The organism is Streptomyces sp. NPDC005955 (assembly GCF_042871255.1).
Lineage (GTDB): Bacteria > Actinomycetota > Actinomycetes > Streptomycetales > Streptomycetaceae > Streptomyces.
Genome location: NZ_JBIAIF010000015.1, coordinates 163,402 through 188,863, shown reverse-complemented (window position 1 = coordinate 188,863; position 25,462 = coordinate 163,402). Strand labels below are relative to the sequence as shown.

General features: G+C 72.5%; 24 protein-coding genes. 21 read left to right on the top strand and 3 right to left on the bottom strand.

Translation table 11 applies throughout. The annotated features are described in order from the left end of the window. The first annotated feature begins 21 nt into the window (after positions 1-21). Together ACFYOU_RS28955 and ACFYOU_RS28950 are read left to right on the top strand one after the other, a co-directional pair. Complete coding sequence (locus ACFYOU_RS28955) at positions 22-984, top strand: DJ-1/PfpI family protein (RefSeq protein WP_391309656.1); 963 nt, start codon at positions 22-24, stop codon at positions 982-984. A gap of 82 nt (positions 985-1,066) precedes the next feature. After that, positions 1,067-1,699: a DJ-1/PfpI family protein gene (locus tag ACFYOU_RS28950; protein WP_391309655.1), complete on the top strand. Its 633-nt coding sequence runs from the start codon at positions 1,067-1,069 to the stop codon at positions 1,697-1,699. A 114-nt stretch (positions 1,700-1,813) separates the two neighbouring features. Here ACFYOU_RS28950 and ACFYOU_RS28945 read toward each other — a convergent pair whose 3' ends face one another. Continuing rightward, positions 1,814-2,578: an enoyl-CoA hydratase-related protein gene (locus ACFYOU_RS28945; RefSeq protein WP_391309653.1), complete on the bottom strand. Its 765-nt coding sequence runs from the start codon at positions 2,576-2,578 to the stop codon at positions 1,814-1,816. 73 nt (positions 2,579-2,651) lie between these two features. On the opposite strand from ACFYOU_RS28945, the gene ACFYOU_RS28940 reads away from it, so the two are divergent. Then, positions 2,652-3,284, top strand: coding sequence for a DUF308 domain-containing protein (locus ACFYOU_RS28940; protein WP_391309652.1), 633 nt, complete (start codon positions 2,652-2,654; stop codon positions 3,282-3,284). A 251-nt stretch (positions 3,285-3,535) separates the two neighbouring features. Beyond that, positions 3,536-4,066: an ATP-binding protein gene (locus ACFYOU_RS28935; RefSeq protein WP_391309710.1), complete on the top strand. Its 531-nt coding sequence runs from the start codon at positions 3,536-3,538 to the stop codon at positions 4,064-4,066. 91 nt (positions 4,067-4,157) lie between these two features. On the opposite strand, the gene idi is transcribed toward ACFYOU_RS28935, so the two are convergent. Together idi and ACFYOU_RS28925 are read right to left on the bottom strand one after the other, a co-directional pair. After that, positions 4,158-4,751 (bottom strand): isopentenyl-diphosphate Delta-isomerase, encoded by a 594-nt coding sequence (gene idi / locus ACFYOU_RS28930; protein WP_389770725.1) that lies wholly within the window; start codon positions 4,749-4,751, stop codon positions 4,158-4,160. Between the two features lie 286 nt (positions 4,752-5,037). Then, complete coding sequence (locus tag ACFYOU_RS28925; protein WP_391309651.1) at positions 5,038-5,976, bottom strand: cation diffusion facilitator family transporter; 939 nt, start codon at positions 5,974-5,976, stop codon at positions 5,038-5,040. Between the two features lie 592 nt (positions 5,977-6,568). Between ACFYOU_RS28925 and ACFYOU_RS28920 the strand changes: the two genes are divergently transcribed. The 17 genes from ACFYOU_RS28920 to ACFYOU_RS28840 all read left to right on the top strand — a co-directional run bounded on the left by ACFYOU_RS28920 (position 6,569) and on the right by ACFYOU_RS28840 (position 25,394). Then, complete coding sequence (locus ACFYOU_RS28920) at positions 6,569-8,425, top strand: DUF5941 domain-containing protein (protein ID WP_391309708.1); 1,857 nt, start codon at positions 6,569-6,571, stop codon at positions 8,423-8,425. Then, positions 8,422-9,174, top strand: coding sequence for a sugar phosphate nucleotidyltransferase (locus ACFYOU_RS28915; RefSeq protein WP_385761276.1), 753 nt, complete (start codon positions 8,422-8,424; stop codon positions 9,172-9,174). The genes ACFYOU_RS28920 and ACFYOU_RS28915 overlap by 4 nt, the downstream gene beginning before the upstream one ends. Beyond that, positions 9,162-10,223: an iron-containing alcohol dehydrogenase gene (locus ACFYOU_RS28910; protein ID WP_391309649.1), complete on the top strand. Its 1,062-nt coding sequence runs from the start codon at positions 9,162-9,164 to the stop codon at positions 10,221-10,223. The genes ACFYOU_RS28915 and ACFYOU_RS28910 overlap by 13 nt, the downstream gene beginning before the upstream one ends. Beyond that, the gene (locus tag ACFYOU_RS28905; protein ID WP_391309647.1) at positions 10,201-10,980 is read left to right on the top strand and encodes a CDP-alcohol phosphatidyltransferase family protein; all 780 of its coding nucleotides are present in this window, start codon (positions 10,201-10,203) and stop codon (positions 10,978-10,980) included. Before ACFYOU_RS28910 ends, ACFYOU_RS28905 begins: the two co-directional genes overlap by 23 nt. Positions 10,981-10,988: 8 nt before the next feature. Continuing rightward, positions 10,989-11,873 (top strand): glycosyltransferase, encoded by an 885-nt coding sequence (locus ACFYOU_RS28900; protein WP_391309646.1) that lies wholly within the window; start codon positions 10,989-10,991, stop codon positions 11,871-11,873. 110 nt (positions 11,874-11,983) lie between these two features. Continuing rightward, positions 11,984-12,913 (top strand): ABC transporter permease, encoded by a 930-nt coding sequence (locus ACFYOU_RS28895; RefSeq protein WP_391309645.1) that lies wholly within the window; start codon positions 11,984-11,986, stop codon positions 12,911-12,913. Further along, positions 12,906-13,685: an ABC transporter ATP-binding protein gene (locus ACFYOU_RS28890; protein WP_389770706.1), complete on the top strand. Its 780-nt coding sequence runs from the start codon at positions 12,906-12,908 to the stop codon at positions 13,683-13,685. Before ACFYOU_RS28895 ends, ACFYOU_RS28890 begins: the two co-directional genes overlap by 8 nt. A 455-nt stretch (positions 13,686-14,140) precedes the next feature. Beyond that, positions 14,141-15,109 (top strand): squalene synthase HpnC, encoded by a 969-nt coding sequence (gene hpnC / locus ACFYOU_RS28885; protein WP_391309644.1) that lies wholly within the window; start codon positions 14,141-14,143, stop codon positions 15,107-15,109. Continuing rightward, positions 15,106-16,056 (top strand): presqualene diphosphate synthase HpnD, encoded by a 951-nt coding sequence (gene hpnD / locus ACFYOU_RS28880; RefSeq protein WP_391309643.1) that lies wholly within the window; start codon positions 15,106-15,108, stop codon positions 16,054-16,056. The genes hpnC and hpnD overlap by 4 nt, the downstream gene beginning before the upstream one ends. Before the next feature lie 196 nt (positions 16,057-16,252). Further along, positions 16,253-17,686: a hydroxysqualene dehydroxylase HpnE gene (hpnE, locus tag ACFYOU_RS28875; RefSeq protein WP_391309642.1), complete on the top strand. Its 1,434-nt coding sequence runs from the start codon at positions 16,253-16,255 to the stop codon at positions 17,684-17,686. After that, a complete protein-coding gene (locus ACFYOU_RS28870; RefSeq protein ID WP_391309640.1) occupies positions 17,683-18,816 on the top strand; it encodes a polyprenyl synthetase family protein in 1,134 nt (377 codons plus the stop codon). Before hpnE ends, ACFYOU_RS28870 begins: the two co-directional genes overlap by 4 nt. Before the next feature lie 107 nt (positions 18,817-18,923). Further along, positions 18,924-21,065 (top strand): squalene--hopene cyclase, encoded by a 2,142-nt coding sequence (shc, locus tag ACFYOU_RS28865; protein ID WP_389770696.1) that lies wholly within the window; start codon positions 18,924-18,926, stop codon positions 21,063-21,065. After that, the gene (locus ACFYOU_RS28860; RefSeq protein ID WP_391309639.1) at positions 21,065-21,805 is read left to right on the top strand and encodes a 1-hydroxy-2-methyl-2-butenyl 4-diphosphate reductase; all 741 of its coding nucleotides are present in this window, start codon (positions 21,065-21,067) and stop codon (positions 21,803-21,805) included. The genes shc and ACFYOU_RS28860 overlap by 1 nt, the downstream gene beginning before the upstream one ends. A gap of 6 nt (positions 21,806-21,811) precedes the next feature. Continuing rightward, complete coding sequence (hpnH, locus tag ACFYOU_RS28855; protein ID WP_391309638.1) at positions 21,812-22,834, top strand: adenosyl-hopene transferase HpnH; 1,023 nt, start codon at positions 21,812-21,814, stop codon at positions 22,832-22,834. A 180-nt stretch (positions 22,835-23,014) separates the two neighbouring features. Continuing rightward, positions 23,015-24,400 (top strand): aspartate aminotransferase family protein, encoded by a 1,386-nt coding sequence (locus tag ACFYOU_RS28850; protein WP_389770688.1) that lies wholly within the window; start codon positions 23,015-23,017, stop codon positions 24,398-24,400. Between the two features lie 143 nt (positions 24,401-24,543). Further along, entirely contained in the window at positions 24,544-25,218 is a 675-nt protein-coding gene (locus ACFYOU_RS28845) for a cupin domain-containing protein (RefSeq protein WP_391309636.1), read from the top strand. Beyond that, on the top strand, positions 25,215-25,394 hold the full coding sequence (locus ACFYOU_RS28840; protein WP_389770682.1) for a DUF6126 family protein: 180 nt from the start codon (positions 25,215-25,217) through the stop codon (positions 25,392-25,394). Before ACFYOU_RS28845 ends, ACFYOU_RS28840 begins: the two co-directional genes overlap by 4 nt. Positions 25,395-25,462 lie beyond the last annotated feature (68 nt).

Below are 25,462 nucleotides of genomic sequence, written 5' to 3'. Positions count from 1 at the left end.
CTCCGGCGAACAATCGATCACATGTCGCAGCGAACCGTTCTCGTCCTCCTCTTCGACGGGGTGCAGAGCCTCGACCTCACCGGACCGGTGGAGGTGTTCAGCGGCGCGGCGCGCGCCCTGGGCGACCCGAACCTCGGCTACCGCGTCCGTACGGCCTCCGCGGACGGCCTGCCGGTGCGCACCTCCAGCGGATTGACCCTCGTCCCGGACACGGACCTGGCGACGGCGTCCGTACCGCACACCCTCGTCGTGCCCGGCGGCGCCGGCACCCGGCCCGGGCATCCGCCGCTCATCGAGTGGCTGCGGAGCTACGGCCTCTGCGCCGAACGCCTGGTGTCCGTCTGCACGGGGGCCGCCCTGTTGGCGAAGGCCGGACTCCTCGACGGCCGCCGGGCCACCACCCACTGGGCGCACAGCGATTCCCTGGCCCGTGACCACCCCGCCGTCGAGGTCGATCCGGACCCGATCTTCATCCGTGACGGAAAGGTGGCGACCTCGGCCGGTGTCACCTCGGGCATCGACCTCGCGCTCGCCCTCGTGGAGGAGGACCACGGCCGGGACGTCGCCCTGACCATCGCCCGGTACCTGGTGGTGTTCCTGCGCCGCCCGGGCAACCAGGCCCAGTTCAGCGTCCAGCTCGCCGCCCAGACCGCGAGCCGGTCACCGCTGCGCGAGGTGCAGCGGTGGGTCTCCGAGCACCCCGGCGACGACCTGTCGGTGGCGGCCCTCGCCTCCCGCGCCGCGCTGTCGCCCCGGCACTTCGCGCGTGCGTTCCACGCGGAGACCGGGATGACTCCCGGCCGGTACGTGGAGCGGGTGCGCGTCGAGCACGCCCGACGGCTGTTGGAGGAGACCACGGACGGGATCGAGCAGATCTCCCGCAGCAGCGGCTACCGCAACCCGGAGGCGCTGCGCCGTGCGTTCGTGCGCACCCTCGGTGCCCCTCCGACCGACTACCGCCGTCGCTTCCGCCCTGCCGCCTGACCCCTCCGACCACCCACCCCCGTGACCGACCGTCACCTACCGTCATCGACGTCCTCGACGTCATCGACCGAAAGGCTGTGCCATGCAGATCGCCGTCGTCCTGTTCGAGGGCTTCACCTCCCTCGACGTCGTGGGTCCCTACGAGACGCTCCAGCACCTCCCCGGAGCCGAGACCGTCCTGGTCTCCGCGGCCCGGGGCCCGGTCCGCAACGATTCGGGCAGCCTGGCGCTGGTCGCCGACCGCACCTTCGAGGAAGTCACCACCCCGGACATCGTCGTCGTCCCGGGCGGAGCGGAGGTCGGCCCGCAGACCGAGGACGCCGTGCTCCTGGAGTGGCTGCGGTCGGTCGACCGCGGCACCACCTGGACCACCTCGGTGTGCACGGGCTCGCTGATCCTCGGGGCGGCCGGTCTGCTCACCGGTCGGCGCGCCACCACGCACTGGCTGGAGCGGGAGCGCCTGCGGGCCGTCGGCGCCGAACCGAGCGCCGAGCGCGTGGTGTTCGACGGGAAGTACGTGACGGCCGCGGGGGTGTCCGCGGGCATCGACATGGGGCTCACCCTGGTGGGCAAGATCGCGGGCGACCGCGCCGCGCGGTCGGTCCAGCTGGTCCTGGAGTACGACCCGCAGCCGCCCTACGACGCCGGCTCCCCGGAGAAGGCGCCCGCCGACCTGGTCGCCGAGTGGCGCGCGAGGGCCGGTCAGCAGGTCTGAGCAGCAGGTCCGAGCGGTAGCAGCGTGCGCCGGGGCACACAGGGGGGTCCCGGCTCACGCAGGCCCGCGAGCGACGGCCGTCCCCGCCCGTCGGGTCCGGGGCCGGGTCCGTCCCTACGCGACGGGCTGGGGCGGCCAGGGGAAGCGGGGCGGCCGGTGTTCCAGGAACGCGGCGACCCCTTCGGCGGTCTCCCCGGTGCCGCGGGCCAGCGCGGCCCAGTGCTCGGCCCGGTCCGAGCGACCCGCCGCGAAGTCCTTGGCCGCCGCCTGGGTCAGCTGGGAGCGCGCCGTGAGGACCTCCGTGAACTCGGCGACCCGCGCGTCCAGCGCGTCCGGTGCCCACACCTCGTCCACCAACCCGGTGCGCAGGGCCCGCGCCGCGTCGATCAGCTCCCCGGAGAACAGCAGGTACTTCGCCGTGGCGGGCCCCACCAGGGAGACCAGGCGACGGGTGGACGACTCGGGGTAGACGATGCCGAGCTTCGCCGGAGTGACCCCGAACAGGGCGCCCTCGTCGGCGAACCGCAGGTCACAGGCGGCGGCGAGCTGACAGCCGCCCCCCACGCAGTGCCCGCGCACGACGGCCAGCGTCGGCTTGGGGAAGGCGGCGAGGGCTTCCTCGGCCCGCACCGAGAGTTCCTGGGTCGCGTCCACCGTCCCGGGCGGCCCGCTCAGCGTCGAGATGTCCGCGCCGGCGCAGAACGTTCCGCCCGCGCCGGTGAGTACCAGCGCCCGTACCGCGGGGTCGACGGCCAGCTCGTCGAGGATCGGCGGCAGGGACCGCCACATCTCCTCGGTCATGGCGTTCCGCTTCGCGGGCTGGCAGATGACGATGGTGGCGACCCCGTCGGTCACTCCGTACGGCAACTGAGGCTCCATGCGAACGGATGCTATCTGCACCGGCCGAACGTACGATCATCAGTGGGGGGCGCGCAGGCCCTGGGAGGCGCCGATGAGTACGCCCCGTACCGAGGTCAAGAAGCTGCGGCGTGGGTTCACGGGCCTGGTGGTCCTCGGAATCCTGCTCGTCATCGCCGGAGTGGTCGGTCTGGTCTACGTCGGCGTGGCGACGCTGACGTCGATGCTCCTGTTCGGCTGGCTGCTGTTGATCGGCGGGGTCATCGGGCTGGTGCACGCCGTCCAGTCGCGACACGAGAGCTACTTCTGGCCCGCGGTGCTCATCGCCGCGCTGTACCTGGCCGCCGGCGTCGTGATCCTGCGCCGGCCGGACGTGGCCGCGGCGACCCTGACCATGTTCGCCGCCCTGCTGCTCCTGGCGGGCGGACTGTTCCGGCTGGTCGGAGCCCTGGTGGCGCGCGGCCCGCAGCTCGGCTGGGCGCTGGTGCAGGGCGCGCTGGGCGTGCTCCTGGGGGTACTGGTCCTCGCGGAGTGGCCGAGCAGCAGCGTGTACGTCATCGGCTGCTTCTTCTCGCTGGCCCTGTTCTTCGACGGACTGGGACTGATCGCCACCGGGGTCGGCGGGCGCCAGATCGTGGGCCTGGTGACGGACACCCTGGCCGGACCGGAGGAACCCGCGGCGGGCAGCGGACGGCACGACGACCGGCCGCCCGGGACCACGGGCTAACCGGGCCGCGAGGGGCGCCGCCCGGGGTCGACGCCGGGGCGACCGGGGAAGCGCCCTGGCGCGTACAACCTGAAGAGCGTCCGAACGCGGCAAATCGGGTCAGCGGTGGTCATGCGCGCCGACGCGCTCAAGCGTGATCGGTCACAATGCGTCGATAGTTGCTGACTTTTGGTCAGGTATCCGGTGTGGGCCCGGTCGTTCCTAACACTCGACGTGTGGAGACAATCGAGCGCGAGGGCGGCGACCGGACGATGGACAGTGCTGGCAGGCGGGATTCCGGACCGCTCCCGGTATCCGGCCACGGAGCGTCACCGGGCACCGTCCCCGGCCCCCTGCCGTACGAGGGCGTGTGGCGCTTCCAGGCCCCGGCGGCGGACGCCTCGGTACCCCGGGCCCGCCGGGCGGTCCGCGACCTGTTGCTGAGGCAACGGGTGCCGGTCTCCGACGAACTGCTCCAGGGGCTGCTGCTGATCGTCTCGGAACTGGCGACCAATGCCGTCAAGCACGCCGCGGTGCTCTCCCCACTGCTCACCGTGGAGCTGGCGGTCGGCGCCGAGTGGGTGCGGGTGTCCGTCGAGGACAACCACCCCTATCGACCGACCGCCCTGGAGGCCGATCACGGCCAGACCGGCGGCCGCGGGCTGCTGCTCGTCCGGGAGGTGACCCGGGAGGCGGGTGGCGTCTGCGACGTGGAGAAGACGCCGAGCGGCGGCAAGGTCATCTGGGCCGCCCTGCCGCTCGGGCCGCTGACGGTCCCCGCCCGCCGCGTCGCACGGTACTGACGGTCACCCGAGGTGCACCTGATGCGCGTGCTGCATCGGGTGCACGGGGTGGAGGGGGTGGTCCGACCTCCGGCCGGACCACCCCCGTGGCTCACCAGCCCGCGGACGGGCCCGTCAGCTCCCTGACGGCGGGTCGCGCGGCGTCCAGCACGGTCATGAACCAGGCCGAGAAGGCGTCCTTCTCGTGCCGCGCCAGCAATTCCTCGGACGTCACGAAGGCGGTGTCCCCGACCTCGGTGTCGTCCGGCCGCGGCGGCTGCTGGACCATCCCGACGAACAGGTGGTTGAACTCCTGCTCCACCAGCCCCGACGCCGGGTCCGGGTGGTTGTAGCGGACGGTCCCGGCCTCGGCGAGCAGGGACGGGGAGACCCCCAGCTCCTCGAAGGTGCGACGGGCCGCCGCCGCGAAGGGGGCCTCGCCCGGGTACGGGTGGCCGCAACAGGTGTTCGACCAGACGCCGGGGGAGTGGTACTTGCCGAGCGCGCGCTGTTGGATCAGCAGTCGCCCTTGCTCGTCGAACAGGAACACCGAGAACGCCCGGTGCAACTGCCCCGGGGCCTGGTGGGCGGAGAGCTTCTCGGCCGTGCCGATGGTGGCGCCGTCCTCGTCGACCAGCTCCAGCATGATCGCTTCGGCGGTGGTGCCCGGCGCGGTGTGCTCCGCGTTCGCAGGTGTGATCGGCATACCCATCCTTCGCTTCGGTCCTCGCACGTCAAGTCTGCCGCATATCACCGACACTTCCGGCATCGAAGACCTCCGCCGCGTGCCGCGGGCCCGTCGTCCGGGCACGTCACGCAACGGTTCCGGACGCCCGGGGCGATCGGCTACCTGACTCGCTTCCCGCCCCTTGCGGGGGGAAACGCCCGCCGGCCCACTAGCGCACCAGTTCCCCCCGGACGCCCGGTTCCGCACCCCGCACGGGGAGCCCGATCGGCGGGACCGGGCTCCCCGAAGCACCTGCGGCGGCGGGTCAGTGACACACCCTCGCCTCGTGCGCGGCGTGCCCGCCGGGCTCCAACTGGAACGTGCAGTGCGCGACGTCGAAGTGGTCCCCGAGGCAGTGCTGGAGGTCGTGGAGCATCCTCTCGTGCCCCGTTCGGTTCAGGACCTCCTCGCTGACCACCACGTGCGCCGAGAGCACGGGCATCCCGGAGGTGATCGTCCAGGCGTGGAGGTCGTGCACCTCCTCGACCCCTTCCAGTCCCAGGATGTGCGACCGGACCTCGTCCATGTCGACCCCCTCGGGCGCCGACTCCAGCAGCACGTTCAGGGTCTCGCGCAGCAGCTTCACCGTCCGCGGAATGATCATCAGGCCGATGACGAGCGAGGCGACCGGGTCCGCGGCCTGCCACCCGGTGGACATGATGACCAGTGCGGAGATCACGACCGCCAGGGAGCCGAGGGCGTCCGACAGGACCTCCAGGAAGGCGCCCCGCACATTGAGGCTCTCCTTCTGGCCGCGCATCAGCAGGGACAGCGAGACGAGGTTCGCGACCAGGCCGATCAGACCGAAGACGACCGTCAGCCCGCCCTCGGTCTCGGTCGGCGTGATGAACCGCTGGATCGCCTCGTAGAGCACGTAGCCGCCGACTCCGAGGAGCAGCAGACAGTTCGCGAGCGCCGCGAGGATCTCCGCCCGGGCGAACCCGAAGGTGCGGTTCACGCTCGGCGGGCGGTTGGCGAAGTGGATCGCGAGCAGGGCCATGCCGAGCCCCACCGCGTCCGTGGCCATGTGGGCGGCGTCCGCGACGAGTGCCAGCGATCCGGTGACGACGCCGCCGATGATCTCCATCACCAGCACCGTCAACGTGATCGAGAGTGCGATCCGCAGCCGCCCTCTGTGTGCGGCTGCGGCCGTGCCGGTCAGGGGTGCGCCGTGGGTGTGCCCGTGATCGTGCCCTGCCCCCATGAAAACCATCCTTCGATGTGGTGGTCGGTGCCCTTTCCGCGTTTCAGTCAACTACGGGTGGGGGGTATCTGGCAACACGGCACTGAACACCGTTGTCATGTGCTCTGACCTGCGAAAACGAAGCGCAGGTCAGAGCGCCGACAAGATCGAATGCAGAGGTTTCGACCGGCCCGTGAAGCCGTCCGCAGCTAGCTGCGCGACCCGGCACCGCGACCCGTCCGCGACCCGTCCGCGCCCCCTGCCCCGCTTCCTCCCGGCAGGCCGCGCGGCGGCGGTCGAGCACCCGTACATCGGGGGTGGCGCGGGCGCGCCCGCGCCACCGCCCCCCGTCGCCGGACCGTCCGCGGCGGCCCACCGGGGAGCCCCCCGCCCCCGGCGGTTTGTGATACCGCTCCTGATCAACAATGATGATCGCGGCGGCGCGGGGGCGGTGGACCGTGCTGATCGGGCCGTGAACGGGTGGTGAACACCCATGGGTACGCATCCGATAGCCTCTGCCGACATGCCGCCCGGCCGACCCCGGTCCCGGGGCGCGCCCTCACCTATGCACACGTCCGGCGCCAGTGGGCCGGAACCCAGGGAGTGAGTTCCTCTGTCGACCGCCATCCTCACCGGCCGGCCGGTCCCGGGATCGTCGCTCGAAGGCGATCTGCGGGACCTCGGCTTCGACGTGCGGGTCGCCGAGGAGGCGGCCGACGTCCCCGCGCTGCTCGCCGCCGCCCCCGCCGGGCAGCGGGTGGCGCTCGTGGACAGCCGCTTCGTGGGCCACCTCCACGCGCTGCGGCTCGCCCTCACGGACCCCCGCTTCCCCGTCGCCGCCGTCCCCGGCGCCGTCACCGCGCAGCCCGCCGCCCGGGGCGCCCTCGACCGCGCGGTGCGCGAGAGCACCCCAGGTGCCGGTGGCGAGACGCCCCCGGCGGACGCCGGGGCCGCCACCGGGGGGCCGGGCACCGCCCTGACCTCCGAGCGCACCGCCCCCGACCGGGCCGCCGAACTCGTCGAGGCCGCGGGCACCCCGGTGCACCGGCCCGAACTCGGCACCCTCGTCGCCGTCGTCCCCGCCGACCCGCAGACCCGCAACGAGGCCCGACAGGCCGTCGCCGCCGTCGACGACGAGGCCGTCCGCCTGCGGACCGCGGTGAAGTCCCGGGACGGGTTCGTCACCACCTACGCCATCAGCCCGTACTCGCGCTACCTGGCGCGCTGGTGCGCCCGCCGCGGACTGACCCCCAACCAGGTCACCACCGCGTCCCTGATCACCGCACTGATAGCCGCGGGCTGTGCCGCCACCGGTACCCGGGGCGGATTCGTCGCCGCCGGCGCCCTGCTGCTGTTCTCGTTCGTCCTCGACTGCGCCGACGGACAGCTCGCCCGCTACTCCCTCAAGTACTCCACGCTCGGAGCCTGGCTCGACGCCACCTTCGACCGGGCCAAGGAGTACGCCTACTACGCCGGACTGGCCCTCGGCGCCGCCCGCGGCGGCGACGACGTGTGGGCCCTCGCGCTCGGCGCCATGGTCCTCCAGACCTGCCGCCACGTCGTGGACTTCGCCTTCACCGAGGCCAACCACGACGCCACCGCGAACACCAGCCCCACCGCCGCCCTCTCCGACCGCCTCGACAGCGTGGGCTGGACGGTCTGGGTGCGCCGCATGATCGTGCTGCCGATCGGGGAGCGCTGGGCCCTGATCGCCGTGCTCACCGCGGTCACCACCCCCCGGATCACCCTGGTCGTGCTGATCGTGGGCTGCGCGTTCGCCGCCTGCTACACCACCGCCGGGCGCGTCCTGCGCTCGCTGACCCGCAAGGCGGTCCGCAGCGACCGGGCCGCCCGGGCCCTGCACGAACTCGCCGACACCGCGGTCCTCGCCGAGGCCGTCGCCACGGCGGCCCGGGGGATCGCCCGACGGCTCCCGTCCTTCGCGCCGCCCGCCGTCGCGCTGCTCGGCGGCGCGGCCGTCGTGGCGAGCGCCCTCCTCACCGACTTCGGCGGCTGGCTGCCCGTCGCCGCCGCCTGCCTGTATGTGGTGGCCTCCGGCCTCGCGGTCGCCCGCCCGCTGAAGGGCCCCCTCGACTGGCTGGTGCCGCCGTTCTTCCGCGCCGCGGAGTACGGGACCGTGCTGGCCCTGGCCGCCCAGTCGGGGGTGAACGGAGCGTTGCCCGCTGCTTTCGGGCTGGTGGCGGCCGTCGCCTACCATCACTACGACACGGTCTACCGCATTCGCGGTGGCACCGGCGCGCCGCCGAGCTGGCTGGTGCGCGCGATCGGGGGGCAGGAGGGCAGGGTCCTCCTGGTCGCCCTCGCTGCCGCCCTGCTCGGCAACACAGGTTTCACCGCCCTGCTCACGGCCGTCGCCGTGGCCGTGGCACTCGTGGTGCTCGTCGAGAGCATCCGCTTCTGGGTCTCCTCCGGAGCACCCGCCGTACACGATGAAGGAGAACCCGCATGATCGGCCTCGTGCTGGCGGCCGGCGCCGGACGGCGTCTGCGCCCCTACACCGACACCCTCCCCAAGGCCCTCGTGCCGGTGGGCCCCGAAGGAGCCGAGGACAGCATCACCGTCCTCGACCTCACCCTCGGCAACTTCGCCGAGATCGGGCTCACCGAGGTCGCGATCATCGTCGGGTACCGCAAGGAGGCCGTGTACGAGCGCAAGGCGGCCCTGGAGGCGAAGTACGGCCTCAAGCTGACGCTCATCGACAACGACAAGGCCGAGGAGTGGAACAACGCCTACTCCCTGTGGTGCGGTCGTGACTCCATCGCCCACACGGTGATCCTCGCCAACGGCGACACCGTGCACCCCGTCTCGGTCGAGAAGACCCTGCTCGCCGCCCGCGGCGAGGGCAAGAAGATCATCCTCGCCCTCGACACGGTCAAGCAGCTCGCCGACGAGGAGATGAAGGTCGTCGTGGACCCCGCCAAGGGCGTCCAGAAGATCACCAAGCTGATGGACCCCGCCGAGGCGACGGGCGAGTACATCGGCGTCACCCTCATCGAGGGCGAGGCCGCCGCCGAGCTGGCCGACGCCCTGAAGACCACCTTCGAGCGGGACCCCGACCTCTACTACGAGGACGGCTACCAGGAGCTCGTCAACCGCGGCTTCAAGGTGGACGTCGCCCCCATCGGCGACGTCAAGTGGGTCGAGATCGACAACCACGACGACCTCGCCAAGGGGCGTGAGATCGCGTGCCAGTACTGACCCGCCTGATCCCGTCGCCGCTCGTCGTCGACATCCGTGCGGGTGCCCTCGACGACCTCGTCGGGGTCCTCGCGGACCAGCGCATCTCCACGTCGGGCAAGCTCGCCGTCGCCATCAGCGGCGGATCGGGCGCCCGGCTGCGGGAGCGCCTGGAACCCGCACTGCCGGGAGCCGAGTGGTTCCCGGTGGACGGCGGCACGCTGGACGACGCGGTCAAGCTCGCCGACGCCATGAAGAAGGGCCGCTACGACGCCGTCGTCGGCCTCGGCGGCGGCAAGATCATCGACTGTGCCAAGTTCGCCGCCGCCCGGGTCGGCCTGCCGCTGGTCGCGGTGGCGACGAACCTGGCGCACGACGGGCTGTGCTCCCCGGTCGCGACCCTGGACAACGACGCGGGCCGCGGCTCGTACGGGGTGCCGAACCCGATCGCGGTCGTCATCGACCTCGACGTGGTCCGTGAGGCCCCCGTGCGGTTCGTCCGCTCCGGCATCGGTGACGCCGTCTCCAACATCTCCTGCGTCGCCGACTGGGAGCTGGCCCACCGCGAGACCGGCGAGTCCATCGACGGCCTGGCCGCCGCCATCGCCCGGCAGGCCGGCGAGGCCGTGCTGCGCCACCCCGGCGGGGTCGGCGACGACGGGTTCCTCCAGGTGCTCGCCGAAGGGCTGGTCCTCACCGGCATCTCCATGTCGGTCGCGGGCGACTCCCGTCCCGCCTCCGGCGCCTGCCACGAGATCAACCACGCCTTCGACCTCCTCTTCCCCAAGCGGGCCGCCAGCCACGGCGAGCAGGTCGGTCTGGGCGCCGCGTTCGCCATGCACCTGCGCGGCGCGCACGAGGAGTCCGGGCACATGGCCGAGGTGCTGCGCCGTCACGGACTGCCCGTGGTGCCGGGGGACATCGGCTTCAGCGTGGACGAGTTCGTCCAGGCCGTGGCGTTCGCCCCGCAGACCCGGCCGGGTCGCTACACCATCCTCGAACACCTCGACCTGAACACCGACCAGATCAAGGACGCATACGCCGACTATGCCAAGGCCATCGGTAGCTGAACTCCGCCCGGTCGTGCACCCCGAAGGGGTCAAGGACCGGCGCAGCGGTGAGCACTGGGCGGGACGCCTGTACATGCGGGAGATCTCGCTGCGCTGCGACCCCTACCTGGTGAACACCAGGATCACGCCCAACCAGCTCACGTACCTGATGATCGTGGCGGGCGTGCTGGCGGGCGCGGCGCTGTTGGTGCCCGGGCTGACCGGGGCGCTGCTCGGGGCGGTCCTCATCCAGCTCTACCTGCTGTTGGACTGCGTCGACGGAGAGGTGGCCCGCTGGCGGGGCCAGACCTCCATCACGGGCGTCTATCTGGACCGCGTCGGCCACTACCTCTCCGAGGCCGCGCTCCTCGTCGGCTTCGGCATCCGCGGCGCCGACGCGTTCGGCGACGGCGGTCCTGAGTGGCTGTGGGCCTTCCTGGGCACCCTGGCCGCGCTCGGCGCGATCCTGATCAAGGCCGAGACGGACCTGGTCGACGTGGCGCGGTCCCGCAGCGGTCTGCCGGCCGTCAAGGACGAGGCGGCCACGCCCCGCTCCTCGGGGCTCGCGCTGGCCCGTCGGGCCGCCGCCGCCCTGAAGTTCCACCGGCTGGTGGGCGGGGTCGAGGCGAGCCTGTTCATCCTGGTCGTGGCGATCCTCGACACGATCGGCGGGGACCTGTTCTGGACCCGGCTCGGCATCGCCGTGCTCGCGGGCATCGCCCTGCTCCAGACGCTGTTGCACCTGGTGTCCATCCTGGCCTCCAGCCGGCTGAAGTGAGGCCGCAGGTGAGCACCCCCCTCAAGGTCGGCGCGGTCGTCATCACCATGGGCAACCGCCCCGACGAGTTGCGCGCCCTCCTGAGGTCGGTGGCCGAGCAGGACGGCGATCCGATCGAGGTGGTCGTCGTCGGCAACGGTGCGCCGGTGCCGGAGGTGCCCGACGGGGTGCGCACGGTGGAACTGCCCGAGAACCTGGGCATCCCCGGCGGCCGCAACATCGGCATCGAAGCGTTCGGTCCGTCCGGCGGCGACGTCGACGTGCTGCTGTTCCTCGACGACGACGGGCTGCTGCCCCGCTCCGACACCGCGGAACTGTGCCGCCGGGCGTTCGCCGAGGACCCCCGGCTCGGGATCGTGAGCTTCCGGATCGCGGACCCCGACACGGGGGTCACCCAGCGCCGGCACGTCCCGCGCCTGCGGGCCTCGGACCCGATGCGCTCCTCCCGCGTGACCACGTTCCTCGGTGGCGCGAGCGCGGTGCGCACCCGGGTCCTCGCGGAGGTCGGCCCGTTGCCGGGGGAGTTCTTCTACGCCCACGAGGAGACCGACCTCGCGTGGCGGGCCCTCGACGGCGGCTGGCTGATCGACTACCGCTCCGACATGGTTCTGCACCACCCCACGACCGCACCGTCGCGGCATGCGGTCTACCACCGGATGGTGGCCCGCAACCGGGTCTGGTTGGCCCGCCGCAACCTGCCCGCGCCCCTGGTTCCCCTGTACCTAGGGGTGTGGCTGTCGCTCACCCTCGCCCGCCGTCCCTCCGGGCCCGCCCTCAAGGCGTGGTTCGGCGGGTTCCGGGAGGGCTGGGGCGGACCGTGCGGTCCCCGGCGTCCGATGAAGTGGCGTACCGTGTGGCGACTGACCCGGCTGGGTCGTCCCCCGGTGATCTGACAAGCTCGGGTCTGAGAACATTCCGGCCGTGCTCTCACCCCCGGAGGGCAGCCGGCACTCGCCCGTGTCCGGCCAGGCAGCTCATCTCTTGAAGACGAAAGTTTCCACTTGTGAGTGAGACAACGCATGACGGCGGTGTCGCGGTGAGTGCGCCCCCGTCGCCCGATGACGGGCTCTCCCCGGCGGCACTGGCCGCCAAGCACGGACTGTCCGTGAGCGGTGCCCGCCCCGGACTCGCGGCGTACGTCCGCGAGCTCTGGGGGCGGCGCCACTTCATCCTGGCGTTCTCGCAGGCCAAACTCACCGCGCAGTACAGCCAGGCCAAACTGGGCCAGCTCTGGCAGGTGGTCACGCCGCTGCTGAACGCGCTGGTCTACTTCCTGATCTTCGGGATGATCCTGAAGGCGAGCCGGGGCATGGAGATGGATGTGTACATCCCCTTCCTGGTCACCGGGGTGTTCGTCTTCACCTTCACCCAGAGCTCCGTGATGGCCGGGGTCAGGGCCATCTCCGGCAACCTGGGCCTGGTCCGGGCGCTGCACTTCCCGCGCGCCTCGCTGCCGATCTCCTTCGCGCTCCAGCAGCTCCAGCAGCTGCTGTTCTCGATGCTCGTGGTGTTCGCCGTCGCCGTGGCCTGCGGCAGTTACCCCACCCTGTCGTGGCTGCTGATCGTGCCGGCCCTGGTGCTCCAGTTCTTCTTCAACACCGGACTGGCCCTGATCATGGCCCGGCTCGGCAGCAAGACCCCGGACCTGGCGCAGCTGATGCCGTTCGTGATGCGGACGTGGATGTACGCCTCGGGCGTGATGTTCTCCATCCCGGTCATGCTGAAGGACCAGCCCTCGTGGATCGCTGACGTCCTCCAGTGGAACCCGGCCGCGGTCTACATGGACCTGATGCGGTTCGCGGTCATCGACGGCTACGGCTCGGAGAACCTGCCGTCGCACGTGTGGGCCCTCGCGCTGGGCTGGGCGGTCCTGGTGGCCGTCGGTGGATTCGTGTACTTCTGGAAGTCCGAGGAGCGGTACGGTCGTGGCTGAGCAGAGCGGGGGCGCCCTGCGCCCCACCGTGATCGCGGACGAGTTGCACATCGTCTACCGGGTCAACGGTGCGAAGACCGGCAAGGGCAGCGCCACCTCGGCGCTCAGCCGCATCATCCGGCGCGGCGAGGAGCGCGGCGTGCGCAAGGTGCACGCGGTGCGCGGGGTGTCCTTCATCGCCTACCGCGGCGAGGCGATCGGCCTGATCGGCTCCAACGGTTCCGGCAAGTCGACCCTGCTGCGGGCGATCGCCGGGTTGCTGCCCGCCGAGCGCGGCAAGGTCTACACCGACGGCCAGCCCTCGCTGCTCGGGGTGAACGCGGCCCTGATGAACGACCTGACCGGTGAGCGCAACGTCATATTGGGCGGTCTCGCCATGGGCATGTCCCGTGAGCAGGTCAGGTCGCGCTACCAGCAGATCGTGGACTTCTCGGGCATCAACGAGAAGGGCGACTTCATCACCCTCCCGATGCGTACCTACTCGTCGGGAATGGCGGCCCGCCTGCGGTTCTCCATCGCGGCGGCCAAGGACCACGACGTCCTGATGATCGACGAGGCGCTGGCCACCGGTGACCGCAGCTTCCAGAAGCGGTCCGAGGCCCGCATCCGGGAACTGCGCAAGGAGGCCGGCACGGTGTTCCTGGTCAGCCACAACAACAAGTCCATCCGCGACACCTGCGACCGGGTGCTGTGGCTGGAGCGCGGTGAACTGCGGATGGACGGTCCGACGGCGGACGTCCTGAAGGAGTACGAGAAGTTCACCGGGAAGTAGCCGACTTCCCGTTCCGCGACCCGCCGCCCCCACCGGGCGGACCCTGGCACCACGAACGGACCCCGCCGGAGCCTCCGGACGGGGTCCCGTCATGTGCCGGGTCCAACTTCCCTGCCGCGGGCAGGCCCTGACGTTCGGTGGAAGTGCGCCCTGGTCGGAACCTGGGGGAGGGCCGGTTCGTTCCTCTGGAGTGCGGGAGCCCGGGCCGACGCTTCCACGCCGTACAACGTAAGCTGGACCGGTCCTGACTCACGGCAACCGGGGAGACCGCGGTCAACGCCCCCCGGCACCCCCGCTGCGAATCGTGTGGGCGGTGTGTCCGAAAGAGGATGTTTTAGGTCGGTAGTGTAGAACGGAGATGTGACGGCAATGGCTACGGAGAGTCTCCGGCTCCGCGACGCTTCCGCAGTCTCCTCACCGGGCGGCGCGCGGTGAAGGAAGCCGAGAGGACGCCCATGCACAGCACGTCCCGCCCCGGGCCCCCCGCGGCCCGCGCCGGCGCCCCGGCGCCCGCGGAGCGCCGCCCCCGTCCCGTCACCGACGCCACGGCCCTGCACACCCTGGACAAGGCCGCGCACGAGAACTTCCCCGTCGCCCCCTTCTTCCTGCCGCGGGCCTGGCGGACCGACCTCATGGCGCTGTACGGGTACGCGCGCCTGGTGGACGACATCGGCGACGGAGACCTGGCACCCGGCGGCGCGGACGCCCGCCACCTCGGCCTCGCCCCCGCCGACGCCGCGGACCGACTCGTCTTCCTCGACGCCTTCGAGGACGATCTGCGCCGGGTCTTCGCGCCGGCCTCGGACGGCCCCCGCCACCCGCTGCTCCAGCGCCTCGTGCCCACGGTCCGCCGCCACCGCCTCGACCCCGAACCCTTCCGCGGGCTGATCGCCGCCAACCGGCAGGACCAACTCGTCAGCCGCTACGCGACCCACGACGACCTGCTCGCCTACTGCGAACTCTCCGCCAACCCGGTCGGCAGGCTCGTCCTCGCCGTCACCGGCACCTCCACCCCCGAGCGCGTCCGCCGCTCCGACGCCGTGTGCACCGGCCTCCAGATCGTCGAGCACCTCCAGGACGTCGCCGAGGACCTCGCCCGCGACCGGATCTACCTGCCCGCCGAAGACCTGGCGCGCTTCCACGTCCGGGAGGACGACCTCGCCGCCCGCTCCGCCGGAGCTTCGGTCCGCGCACTCGTCGCCTACGAAGCGGAACGCGCGCACTCCCTGCTGGCCGAGGGGACCGCCCTGGTGGGCAGCGTCCGCGGCCGGCTGAGGCTCCTCCTCGCCGGCTTCGTGGGGGGTGGCAGAGCGGCCGTCCGCGCCCTCAAGGACGCCTCCTACGACGTGCTTCCCGGGCCCCCCAAGCCCACCAAGGTCCAACTCCTGCGCGAGGTGGGCGTCACACTGCGAGGAGAGGGGTGAACCAGGCCGTGGAGCAAGAGCCGCGCGTGTCCGCGCCGGTACTCGCCGCATACAGCTACTGCGAGACCGTCACCGGGCAGCAGGCCCGCAACTTCGCCTACGGCATCCGGCTGCTGCCGACCGCCAGGCGCCGCGCCATGTCCGCGCTGTACGCGTTCTCGCGGCGCGTGGACGACATCGGCGACGGCCCGCTCGCCGCGGACGTCAAGCAACTCCGCCTGGAGGAGACGCGCGCCCTGCTGTCCCGGATCCGGGACGGCGCGGTCGACGAGGACGACACCGACCCCGTCGCGGTCGCCCTCAGCCACACCGCGAGCGCCTTCCCGATCCCCCTGGAGGCGCTGGACGAACTCATCGACGGCGTCCTCCTGGACGTCCACGGCGAGACCTACCAGTCCTGGGACGACCTCAAGGTCTACTGCCGCTGCGTGGCGGGAGGCATCGGACGGCTCTCCCTCGGGGTGTTCGGCACCGAGCCCGGCGCGCGCGGCGTGGAGCGCGCCCCCGAGTACGCCAACACCCTCGGTCTCGCCCTGCAACTCACCAACATCCTGCGGGACGTTCGTGAGGACGCCAGGAACGGCCGGGTGTACCTGCCGGCCGAGGACCTCGCCAAGTTCGGTTGCTCCGAGGGCTTCGACGGGCCACGGCCCCCCGCCGGCGGCGACTTCACCGGCCTGATCCACTTCGAGGTGCGCCGCGCCCGCGCCCTCTTCGCCGAGGGGTACCAACTGCTGCCCCTGCTGGACCGCCGCAGCGGCGCCTGCGTCGCCGCCATGGCTGGCATCTACCGCCGTCTGCTCGACCGCATCGAGCGCGAGCCGGAGGCCGTCCTGCGCGGACGGGTCTCGCTGCCCGGCCACGAGAAGGCGTACGTCGCCGTGCGCGGACTGTCCGGGCTCGACGCCCGGCACATCGCCCGACGGACCGTCAGGAGGCGCGGCTGATGCGCCCGTCGACGGCGCCCGTCGCGCCCCGCCCGACGCCCGGCGCCCCCGCCGCACCGGGCCGCGGAGGTCGGTCAACCCGTACCGGCCGTGCCGCGTCCCTGACCACGACGGCGCCCGCCGACGCCCGGCGCGCGCCCAGGCCCGGGGCGTCCATCCGCCCGGGGCATCCGAACCGAGCACCCGGGGGACCCGCGTGAACGACACCGACCCGCGGTCCACCGACCCGGACCCGGACGGGGAACGCCCGGCCAGCGCCGTCGTCATCGGCGGCGGACTCGCCGGGGTCACCGCCGCACTCGCCCTCGCCGACGCCGGGGTCGGCGTCACCCTCCTGGAAGGGCGGCCCCGACTGGGCGGCCTCGCCTTCTCCTTCCAGCGCGGCGACCTCACCGTCGACAACGGCCAGCACGTCTACCTACGGTGCTGCACCGCCTACCGCTGGTTCCTCGACCGCATCGACGCGCGGGCGCTGGCCCCGCTCCAGGACCGGCTCACGGTCCCCGTCGTGGACGCCGCGACCCGGGTACGGACCCGGTCGGGTGAGGGGCCGAAGCTGGGCACCCTGCGCCGCGCGGCCCTGCCCGTACCGCTGCACCTGGCGCGGACCCTCGCCACGTACCCGCACCTCTCCCCGGGCGAACGCCTGGGCGCCGCCCGGGCGGCGCTCGCCCTCCAGCGGCTCGACCCCGACGACCCCGCCCTGGACGAGCAGGACTTCGGCAGCTGGCTCGCCCGGCACGGCCAGTCCGCACGCGCCGTCGAGGCCCTGTGGGACCTGGTGGGCGTGGCCACCCTCAACGCCGTGGCGGCGGACGTCTCCCTCGCCCTGGCCGCCAAGGTCTTCAAGACCGGACTGCTCCAGGACCCCGGCGCCGCCGACATCGGCTGGGCCGCCGTCCCCCTCGGCGAACTGCACGACACCCTCGCCCGCAAGGCCCTCGACACCGCCGGGGTCCGCACCGAACTGCGCACCCGGGCCTCCGGCATCTCCCGCACCCCGGACGGCCGTTGGGCCGTCAAGGTCCAGGGTGCCACCCTGGAGGCGGACACCGTCGTGCTCGCCGTGCCGCAGCGCGAGACCCACGAACTGCTGCCCACCGGATCGCTCGACGCCCCGGAGCGGCTGCTCGCCCTCGGCACCTCGCCCATCCTCAACCTGCACGTCGTCTACGACCGCACGGTGCTGCGGCGCCCGTTCTTCGCCGCGGTGGGCTCGCCCGTGCAGTGGGTCTTCGACCGCACCGAGGCCTCCGGACTGGCCGACGGCCAGTACCTGGCGCTCTCCCAGTCCGCGGTGCACCACGAGATCGACGAACCGGTCGCCGCCCTGCGCGAGCGCTACCTCCCCGAACTCGAACGCCTGTTGCCCGCCACCCGGCGCGCTCAGGTGCGCGACTTCTTCGTCACCAGGGAGCGGACCGCCACCTTCGCGCCCGCGCCGGGCAGCGGCGCCCTGCGGCCCACGGCCCGCACCCGGGCCCCCGGTCTGTTCCTGGCCGGAGCATGGACCGCCACCGGCTGGCCCGCCACGATGGAGGGGGCGGTGCGCAGCGGTGTCAGCGCCGCCGACGCGGCACTCGGCGTCCTCGGCCGGTCGCGCGCCCATCTCTTCCGGGAGGCGGCATGACACTCGATCTCCGCGGGGCGGGTCCCCGCACCCCCGGCACCACCGCAACTAGAGGAGAGACTGTGCCCACTGTGCCCCCGGGCGAACCGTCCGCCGAGGCCGTGGACGTGGCCGCATTGTTGGAGCGAGGCAGAACCCTGGCGACCCCCGAGCTGAAGGCCGCCGTGGACCGGCTCGCCTCGCCCATGGACACGGTCGCCGCCTACCACTTCGGTTGGATCGACGCCCACGGCAAACCCGCCGACGGCGACGGTGGCAAGGCGGTGCGCCCGGCGCTCGCCCTGCTGTCCGCGGAAGCGGCCGGAGCCCCGGCCGAGACCGGTGTGCCCGGTGCCGTCGCCGTGGAGCTGGTGCACAACTTCTCCCTGCTCCACGACGACCTGATGGACGGCGACGAACAGCGCCGCCACCGCGACACGGTGTGGAAGGTCCACGGCCCCGCCCAGGCCATCCTGGTCGGCGACGCTTTGTTCGCGCTCGCCGGCGAGGTGCTGCTGGAGATCGGCACCGTCGAGGCCGGCCGCGCCACCCGACGCCTCACCAGCGCCACCCGCGCCCTCATCGACGGCCAGGCCCAGGACATCGCGTACGAGCACCGCGAGCGGGTCACCGTGGCCGAGTGCCTGGAGATGGAGGGCAACAAGACCGGCGCCCTGCTGGCCTGCGCCTCGTCCATCGGCGCGGTGCTCGGCGGCGCCGACGACCGCACCGCCGACACCCTGGAGAAGTACGGCCACCACCTGGGGCTCGCCTTCCAGGCCGTCGACGACCTGCTCGGCATCTGGGGCGACCCGGAGGCCACCGGCAAGCAGACCTGGAGCGATCTGCGCCAGCGCAAGAAGTCCCTGCCGGTCGTCGCCGCCCTCGACGCCGGCGGCCCCGCCTCCGAGCAACTCGGCGAACTCCTCGCCGCCGATGCCAAGAGCAACGACTTCGACAGCTTCTCCGAGGAGGAGTTCGCCGCCCGCGCCGCGCTCATCGAGGAGGCCGGCGGCCGGGAGTGGACCGTCCAGGAGGCCCGCCGCCAGCACGCCATCGCCGTCGACGCCCTGAACTCCGTGGACATGCCCGACCCCGTCCGGGCGCGGTTCACCGCGCTCGCCGACTTCGTCGTCGTACGAAAGAGATGACCATCGACATCCGGAGCATATGACTCGCAGTCGCCGGCCGGTGCCCATCCAGCGCACCGGCCGACGGCGGACCCAGCAGAAGAGCCACTGCACTGTAAGGGGAAGCCATGACAGCGACGACCGACGGAAGCACCGGAGCGGTACCGCCCCGCGCTGCCTCGGCCACCGACGAACACTCCGACCCGACCCCCCGGGCGGTCGACGACCCCGTCGCCGTCCGGCGCGCGGCGCACCGCGCCACCGACCGTCTGCTCTCCCTCCAGGACCCCCAGGGCTGGTGGAAGGGCGACCTCGAAACGAACGTCACCATGGACGCCGAGGACCTCCTCCTGCGGCAGTTCCTCGGCATTCGCGACGAGGCCACCACCCGGGCCGCCGCCCTGTTCATCCGCGGTGAACAACGGGAGGACGGCACCTGGGCCACCTTCTACCAGGGCCCCAGTGACCTCTCGGCCACCATCGAGGCGTACGTCGCCCTCCGGCTCGCCGGGGACGCGCCCGACGCGCCGCACATGGCACGGGCGGCCGACTGGATCAGGTCCCGCGGGGGGATCGCCGCGGCCCGGGTCTTCACCCGCATCTGGCTGGCCCTGTTCGGCTGGTGGAAGTGGGACGACCTGCCCGAGGTCCCGCCGGAGGTCATCTACGTCCCCCGGTGGTTCCCGCTCAACATCTACGACTTCGGCTGCTGGGCCCGGCAGACCATCGTGCCGCTCGCCATCGTGTCCGCGAAGCGCCCGGTGCGCCCCGCCCCCTTCCCGCTCGACGAACTCCACACCGACCCGGCCGACCCGTGCCCGTCCCGCCCCCTCGCTCCGGTGGCCTCCTGGGACGGGGTCTTCCAACGGCTCGACAAGGTGTTGCGCCTCTACCAGCGGGTCGCGCCGGGGCCGTTGCGCTCCGCAGCCATGCGGTCGGCGGCCCGCTGGATCATCGAACGTCAGGAACGGGACGGCTGTTGGGGCGGCATCCAGCCGCCCGCGGTGTACTCGATCATCGCCCTGCACCTGCTCGGCTACGACCTGGACCACCCGGTGCTCCGCGCCGGACTCGACTCCCTCGACCGGTTCACGGTGTGGGGACCGGACGGTTCCCGGATGGTCGAGGCGTGCCAGTCGCCCGTGTGGGACACCTGCCTCGCGACGATCGCGCTGGCCGACGCGGGCGTCCCGGCCGACCACCCCCAACTGGTCAGGGCCGCCGAGTGGATGCTCGGCGAACAGATCGACCGGCCCGGCGACTGGTCGGTGCGCAGACCCGAACTCGCTCCCGGCGGCTGGGCCTTCGAGTTCCACAACGACACCTATCCCGACATCGACGACACCGCCGAGGTCGTCCTCGCCCTGCGCCGCGTGGCGCACCCCGACACCGAGCGGCTGGAGGACTCCATCGCCCGCGGCGTCGCGTGGAGCCTCGGCATGCAGTCCCGGGACGGCGGGTGGGGCGCCTTCGACGTGGACAACACCAGCCCCTTCCCCAACCGGCTGCCGTTCTGCGACTTCGGCAAGGTGATCGATCCGCCGTCCGCCGACGTGACCGCGCACGTCGTGGAGATGCTGGCCGTCGAGGGACGCGCCACGGACCCGGGCACCCGCCGCGGCATCGACTGGCTGCTCGCCGCCCAGGAGTCCGGCGGCGCCTGGTTCGGTCGCTGGGGCGTCAACTACGTCTACGGGACGGGCTCGGTGGTGCCCGCCCTGGTCGCCGCCGGACTGCCACCCGCCCATCCGGCGATCCGCCGGGCCGTGGCCTGGCTGGAGTCCGTACAGAACGACGACGGCGGCTGGGGCGAGGACCTGCGTTCCTACCGGGACGCACCCGGCTGGGGCGGCCGGGGCGAGTCCACCGCCTCGCAGACCGCATGGGCGCTGTTGGCGCTGCTCGCCGCGGGGGAGCGGGACGCCAAGGTCACCGAACGGGGCGTCGCCTGGCTGGTGGAGACCCAACGGGAGGACGGCTCCTGGGACGAACCCCACTTCACCGGCACCGGGTTCCCGTGGGACTTCTCCATCAACTACCACCTGTACCGACTGGTGTTCCCGCTGACCGCCCTCGGGAGGTTCCTGCACGGCGATCCGGTCGCGAACCGGGCCGGCGCCCCGCGCGCCGCCCGCACCGGTGACGCCCCGGACGCCGCTGCGGGGGCCGCGCCGCGCCGCGCACCGCGCCCGACCGTCGTACGGGCAGCCCGGTCGCTGGTGGCCGCGGCCGCCGGACGGATCGCCGAGCGGACCGGCAAGGGGGGCTGATGCGGCGCGCCCCGGCCGATCCGGCCGACCCCCCCGATCCCGCGGGCCCGACGGGCGGCGCCGGGGGGCCGCTCCTGATCGCCTGCGCCCTCGGCATCGAACGGCTGGCCCTGCGCCTGGCGGACCGGTCGACGGCCGGGAACGTGACGGTGCTCCGCACCGGCATGGGGCCGCGCGCGGCGGCTTCGGCGGTGGGCCGTGCACTGGGCCGTGCGGAGCTGCACGGTGCGTCCGTCCTGGCCACCGGCTTCTGCGCCGGGCTCGCCCCGGGCATGCGCCCCGGGGACCTGGTGGTCGCCACGGAGACCCGGGACGGGCTCGGCCCGGTCCACTGCTCGGGCACCGCGCGGCTGACCGGGGCACTGGCCCGGGCCCTGCCCGGCCGGACCGTGCACACGGGGCCGCTCATCGGCTCCGACCACGTCGTCCGGGGCGCGGAGCGCTCCACCCTGCGGTCCACCGGGGCGATCGCCGTGGACATGGAATCGGCGGTGACGCTGCGCACCGCGGTGCGCCCGCCCGCCCCCGTCGGTCCCGTCGACCCCCGGGGGCTCCTGGGCGGGGGCGAAGACCGGTGGGTCCGCCCGGTTGCGGCCGTCCGGGTGGTCGTGGACGCTCCAGAACATGAACTGGTCCGCATCGGCACGCTGCGCGGTGGAATATCGGCTTTCCGTGTTCTCCGTGCCGTGTTCCCCGTCTTCTGTGAATGGCACCGCATCGTGACGCTCCCCCGGAGGTGAGCTGAAATGGCCATGCCGCTCCGTCAGTCCATCAAGGTCGCGACCTACCTGTTCGAACAGAAGCTCCGCAAGCGGGCCAAGTTCCCGCTGATCGTGGAGCTGGAACCGCTCTTCGCCTGCAACCTCAAGTGCGAGGGCTGTGGCAAGATCCAGCATCCGGCCGGGGTGCTCAAGCAGCGGATGCCGGTCGCGCAGGCCGTCGGTGCGGTCCTGGAGTCCGGGGCGCCGATGGTGTCCATCGCAGGCGGCGAGCCCCTGATGCACCCTCAGATCCACGAGATCGTCCGCCAGTTGGTGGCACGGAAGAAGTACGTCTTCCTCTGCACCAACGCCCTGCTGATGCGCAAGAAGATGGAGAAGTTCACGCCCTCCCCGTACTTCGCCTTCGCCGTGCACATCGACGGACTGCGGGAGCGCCACGACGAGTCGGTGGCCAAGGAAGGCGTCTTCGACGAGGCGGTGGAAGCCATCAAGGAGGCCAAGCGGCAGGGCTTCCGGGTCACCACCAACTCCACGTTCTTCAACACGGACACCCCCCAGACCATCATCGAGGTGCTCGACTTCCTCAATGACGACCTCCAGGTGGACGAGATGATGATCTCGCCCGCCTACGCCTACGAGAAGGCCCCCGACCAGGAGCACTTCCTCGGCGTCGAGCAGACCCGCGAACTCTTCCGGAAGGCGTTCGCGGGCGGCAACCGGCGCCGCTGGCGGCTCAACCACTCGCCGCTCTTCCTCGACTTCCTGGAGGGACGGGTCGACTTCCCCTGCACGGCCTGGGCGATCCCCAACTACTCCCTGTTCGGCTGGCAGAAGCCCTGCTACCTGATGAGCGACGGCTACGTACCCACGTACCGGGAACTCGTGGAGGAGACCGACTGGGACGCCTACGGCCGGGGCAAGGACCCGCGCTGCGCCAACTGCATGGCGCACTGCGGCTACGAGCCCACCGCGGTCCTGGCGACCATGGGATCGCTGAAGGAGAGCCTGCGGGCCGCCCGCGACACCGTTTCGGGCAACCGCGGCTGAGGACCCGGGGCCCGAGGTCCCGGACGGGGCGGCGGCCCACGTCCCGTCGGGCGGCCCGGCCCCGGGCCGCCCGTTCCCACCCGCCGGCGGGACACCGCCGGCCCACCAGCCACGGAGACGGCCGCCCGGGAGCACGGGCCGCAGCGGGGGCACGGCCGGGCCGGGACACCGGAAGGACCCATGACGGACGCATTCGACCTCGGTGCGCTGCTCGCCGAACGCGGCGGCGAGCGGTACGCCCTGCACACCCGCCATCTGAACCACCAACTCCCGCGCATGCTGCGCACCATCGGCTTCGACAAGGTGTACGAACGGGCCGAGGGCGCGCACTTCTGGGACGCGGACGGCAACGACTACCTCGACATGCTCGCCGGTTTCGGCGTGATGGGCCTCGGTCGCCACCACCCCGTGGTCCGCAAGGCGCTGCACGACGTGCTGGACGCCTCGCTCGCGGACCTCACCCGCTTCGACTGCCAGCCGCTCCCGGGCCTGCTCGCCGAACGGCTGCTCTCCCACAGCCCCCACCTGGAACGGGTGTTCTTCGGCAACAGCGGCACCGAAGCGGTCGAGACCGCGCTCAAGTTCGCCCGCTACGCCACCGGGCGCCCCCGGGTCCTGTACTGCGCGCACGCCTTCCACGGGCTGACCACCGGGGCCCTCTCCGTGAACGGCGAGTCCGGGTTCCGCACCGGCTTCGCCCCTCTGCTGCCCGACACGGCCGTGCCGCTCGGCGATCTGGACGCCCTCGCCCGGGAACTGGCGCGCGGCGACGTGGCGGCGCTCATCGTGGAGCCGATCCAGGGCAAGGGCGTCCATGCGGCGCCGCCCGGCTACTTGCGGGGGGCCCAGGACCTGCTGCGGGCGCACGGGGCGCTGCTGATCGCCGACGAGGTGCAGACCGGGCTGGGGCGGACCGGGGACTTCTACGCGTACCAGCACGAGGAGGGCGTGGAACCGGACCTGGTCTGTGTGGCGAAGGCGCTGTCGGGCGGCTACGTCCCGGTCGGGGCGACCCTCGGCCGGGACTGGATCTTCAAGAAGGTCTACTCCGCCATGGACCGGGTGCTGGTCCACTCGGCGAGCTTCGGTTCGAACGCGCAGGCGATGGCGGCCGGCCTGGCGGTGCTGTCGGTGCTGGAGTCGGACCGGCTGGTCGAGCACGCCCGGGTCACCGGGGACCTGCTCCGTTCCCGGCTCGCCGCACTCGTGGACCGCTACGAGCTGCTGAGCGAGGTCCGCGGCCGTGGGCTGATGATCGGGATCGAGTTCGGGCGGCCCCGCTCGCTGAAGCTGCGCAGCGGCTGGGCCATGCTCCAGGCGGCCCGCAGGGGCCTCTTCGCGCAGATGGTGGTCGTGCCGCTGCTCCAGCGGCACCGCATCCTCACCCAGGTCTCCGGCGACCACCTGGAGGTCATCAAACTGATCCCGCCGCTGGTCGTGGACGAGGCGGACGTCGATCGTTTCGTCACGGCCTTCACCGCCGTGATGGACGACGCACACAGCGGGGGTGGGCTGATGTGGGACTTCGGGAGGACACTGGTCAAACAGGCCGTCGCGAACCGCTGACGCGGCCCGGGGCGAACCGCTCGTGCGGCCCGGGCGGGGCTGGGATGCGGCCCGGCGGGGCGTTGCGCGCTTCTTGACCTCCAGCTTTTACCTCCCAGGCAAGAGATTTGCCCGGGAGGCATTTTTCTGGCTCAATCGATGACATGAACCCCTCCGAGTCGACTCCCCGCGAGGAGCCGCAGACCCCCGCCGGGTCCCCCGACCCGGCCGGCGGCCCCGCTGGCGAGCTGCCCGTCGTGGCCCCCCGACTGCGGGAGCGCCGGCGGGGCGCCGCACTGACCCTGGAGGCCGCGGCCGCCTCGGCCGGGCTGTCCCCGGCCCATCTGTCCCGGCTGGAGACCGGCCGGCGGCAGCCGTCGCTGCCCATGCTGCTGTCGCTCGCCCGCGTCTACGGGACCACCGTCTCCGAACTGCTCGGCGAGACCGTCGCCGACCGGGAGGCGATCGTCGAGTCCGCCACCATGGAACCCACCCGCGCCGGCGGCTGGACCTACTGGCAGGCCGGCGCCCCCGGCCGGGGCATGCAGGCCCTCCGCGTCCGGGTGCCGTACGGCACCCAGGGCGACATCGTGCGGGTGCACCCCGGCGAGGAGTGGCTGTACGTCCTGTCCGGGCGGCTGCGGCTGCGACTCGGGGACAGCACCCATGTGCTCGCGCCCGGCGACAGCGCGCACTTCGACTCGCTGACCCCGCACCGGATCGGCGCCGCCGACGAGGACGGCACCGACCTCCTCTTCGTGCACACCTTGTTGCAGAGCCCGACCGCCGCGCTGTGCCTAGGCCCGACGGACGTCCACACCCCGGGAGACTTCCGATGACCGAGCCCGTTCCCCCCACCGACCCGGCGGCGCCCCCGGCGGTCCAGCCGGTCCAGCGCCCCCGCATCGAGGACAAGATGCCGCCGAGCATCTGGATCCGCCTGCTCATCTACGTCGCGGTCGGCCACCTCGTCGCCGCCTTCATCTGGCTGCTCTTCGAGGTCGGGGCCAAGTGAGCTGATCCGCCCCGGGTCCGGTACCCCGGTGGCGGACGCGCCGGGCCCCCGGTGTCCGCGCCCCGCGG

What these genes read in the sequence shown, in the direction of transcription:
- ACFYOU_RS28955 (WP_391309656.1), top strand. Translation starts at nt 22, where the DNA reads ATGTCGCAGCGAACCGTTCTCGTCCTCCTCTTCGACGGGGTGCAGAGC.
- ACFYOU_RS28950 (WP_391309655.1), top strand. Translation starts at nt 1,067, where the DNA reads ATGCAGATCGCCGTCGTCCTGTTCGAGGGCTTCACCTCCCTCGACGTC.
- ACFYOU_RS28945 (WP_391309653.1), bottom strand. Translation starts at nt 2,578, where the DNA reads ATGGAGCCTCAGTTGCCGTACGGAGTGACCGACGGGGTCGCCACCATC.
- ACFYOU_RS28940 (WP_391309652.1), top strand. Translation starts at nt 2,652, where the DNA reads ATGAGTACGCCCCGTACCGAGGTCAAGAAGCTGCGGCGTGGGTTCACG.
- ACFYOU_RS28935 (WP_391309710.1), top strand. Translation starts at nt 3,536, where the DNA reads ATGGACAGTGCTGGCAGGCGGGATTCCGGACCGCTCCCGGTATCCGGC.
- idi (WP_389770725.1), bottom strand. Translation starts at nt 4,751, where the DNA reads ATGCCGATCACACCTGCGAACGCGGAGCACACCGCGCCGGGCACCACC.
- ACFYOU_RS28925 (WP_391309651.1), bottom strand. Translation starts at nt 5,976, where the DNA reads ATGGGGGCAGGGCACGATCACGGGCACACCCACGGCGCACCCCTGACC.
- ACFYOU_RS28915 (WP_385761276.1), top strand. Translation starts at nt 8,422, where the DNA reads ATGATCGGCCTCGTGCTGGCGGCCGGCGCCGGACGGCGTCTGCGCCCC.
- ACFYOU_RS28905 (WP_391309647.1), top strand. Translation starts at nt 10,201, where the DNA reads ATGCCAAGGCCATCGGTAGCTGAACTCCGCCCGGTCGTGCACCCCGAA.
- hpnC (WP_391309644.1), top strand. Translation starts at nt 14,141, where the DNA reads ATGCACAGCACGTCCCGCCCCGGGCCCCCCGCGGCCCGCGCCGGCGCC.
- ACFYOU_RS28870 (WP_391309640.1), top strand. Translation starts at nt 17,683, where the DNA reads ATGACACTCGATCTCCGCGGGGCGGGTCCCCGCACCCCCGGCACCACC.
- shc (WP_389770696.1), top strand. Translation starts at nt 18,924, where the DNA reads ATGACAGCGACGACCGACGGAAGCACCGGAGCGGTACCGCCCCGCGCT.
- ACFYOU_RS28860 (WP_391309639.1), top strand. Translation starts at nt 21,065, where the DNA reads ATGCGGCGCGCCCCGGCCGATCCGGCCGACCCCCCCGATCCCGCGGGC.
- hpnH (WP_391309638.1), top strand. Translation starts at nt 21,812, where the DNA reads ATGGCCATGCCGCTCCGTCAGTCCATCAAGGTCGCGACCTACCTGTTC.
- ACFYOU_RS28850 (WP_389770688.1), top strand. Translation starts at nt 23,015, where the DNA reads ATGACGGACGCATTCGACCTCGGTGCGCTGCTCGCCGAACGCGGCGGC.
- ACFYOU_RS28845 (WP_391309636.1), top strand. Translation starts at nt 24,544, where the DNA reads ATGAACCCCTCCGAGTCGACTCCCCGCGAGGAGCCGCAGACCCCCGCC.
- ACFYOU_RS28840 (WP_389770682.1), top strand. Translation starts at nt 25,215, where the DNA reads ATGACCGAGCCCGTTCCCCCCACCGACCCGGCGGCGCCCCCGGCGGTC.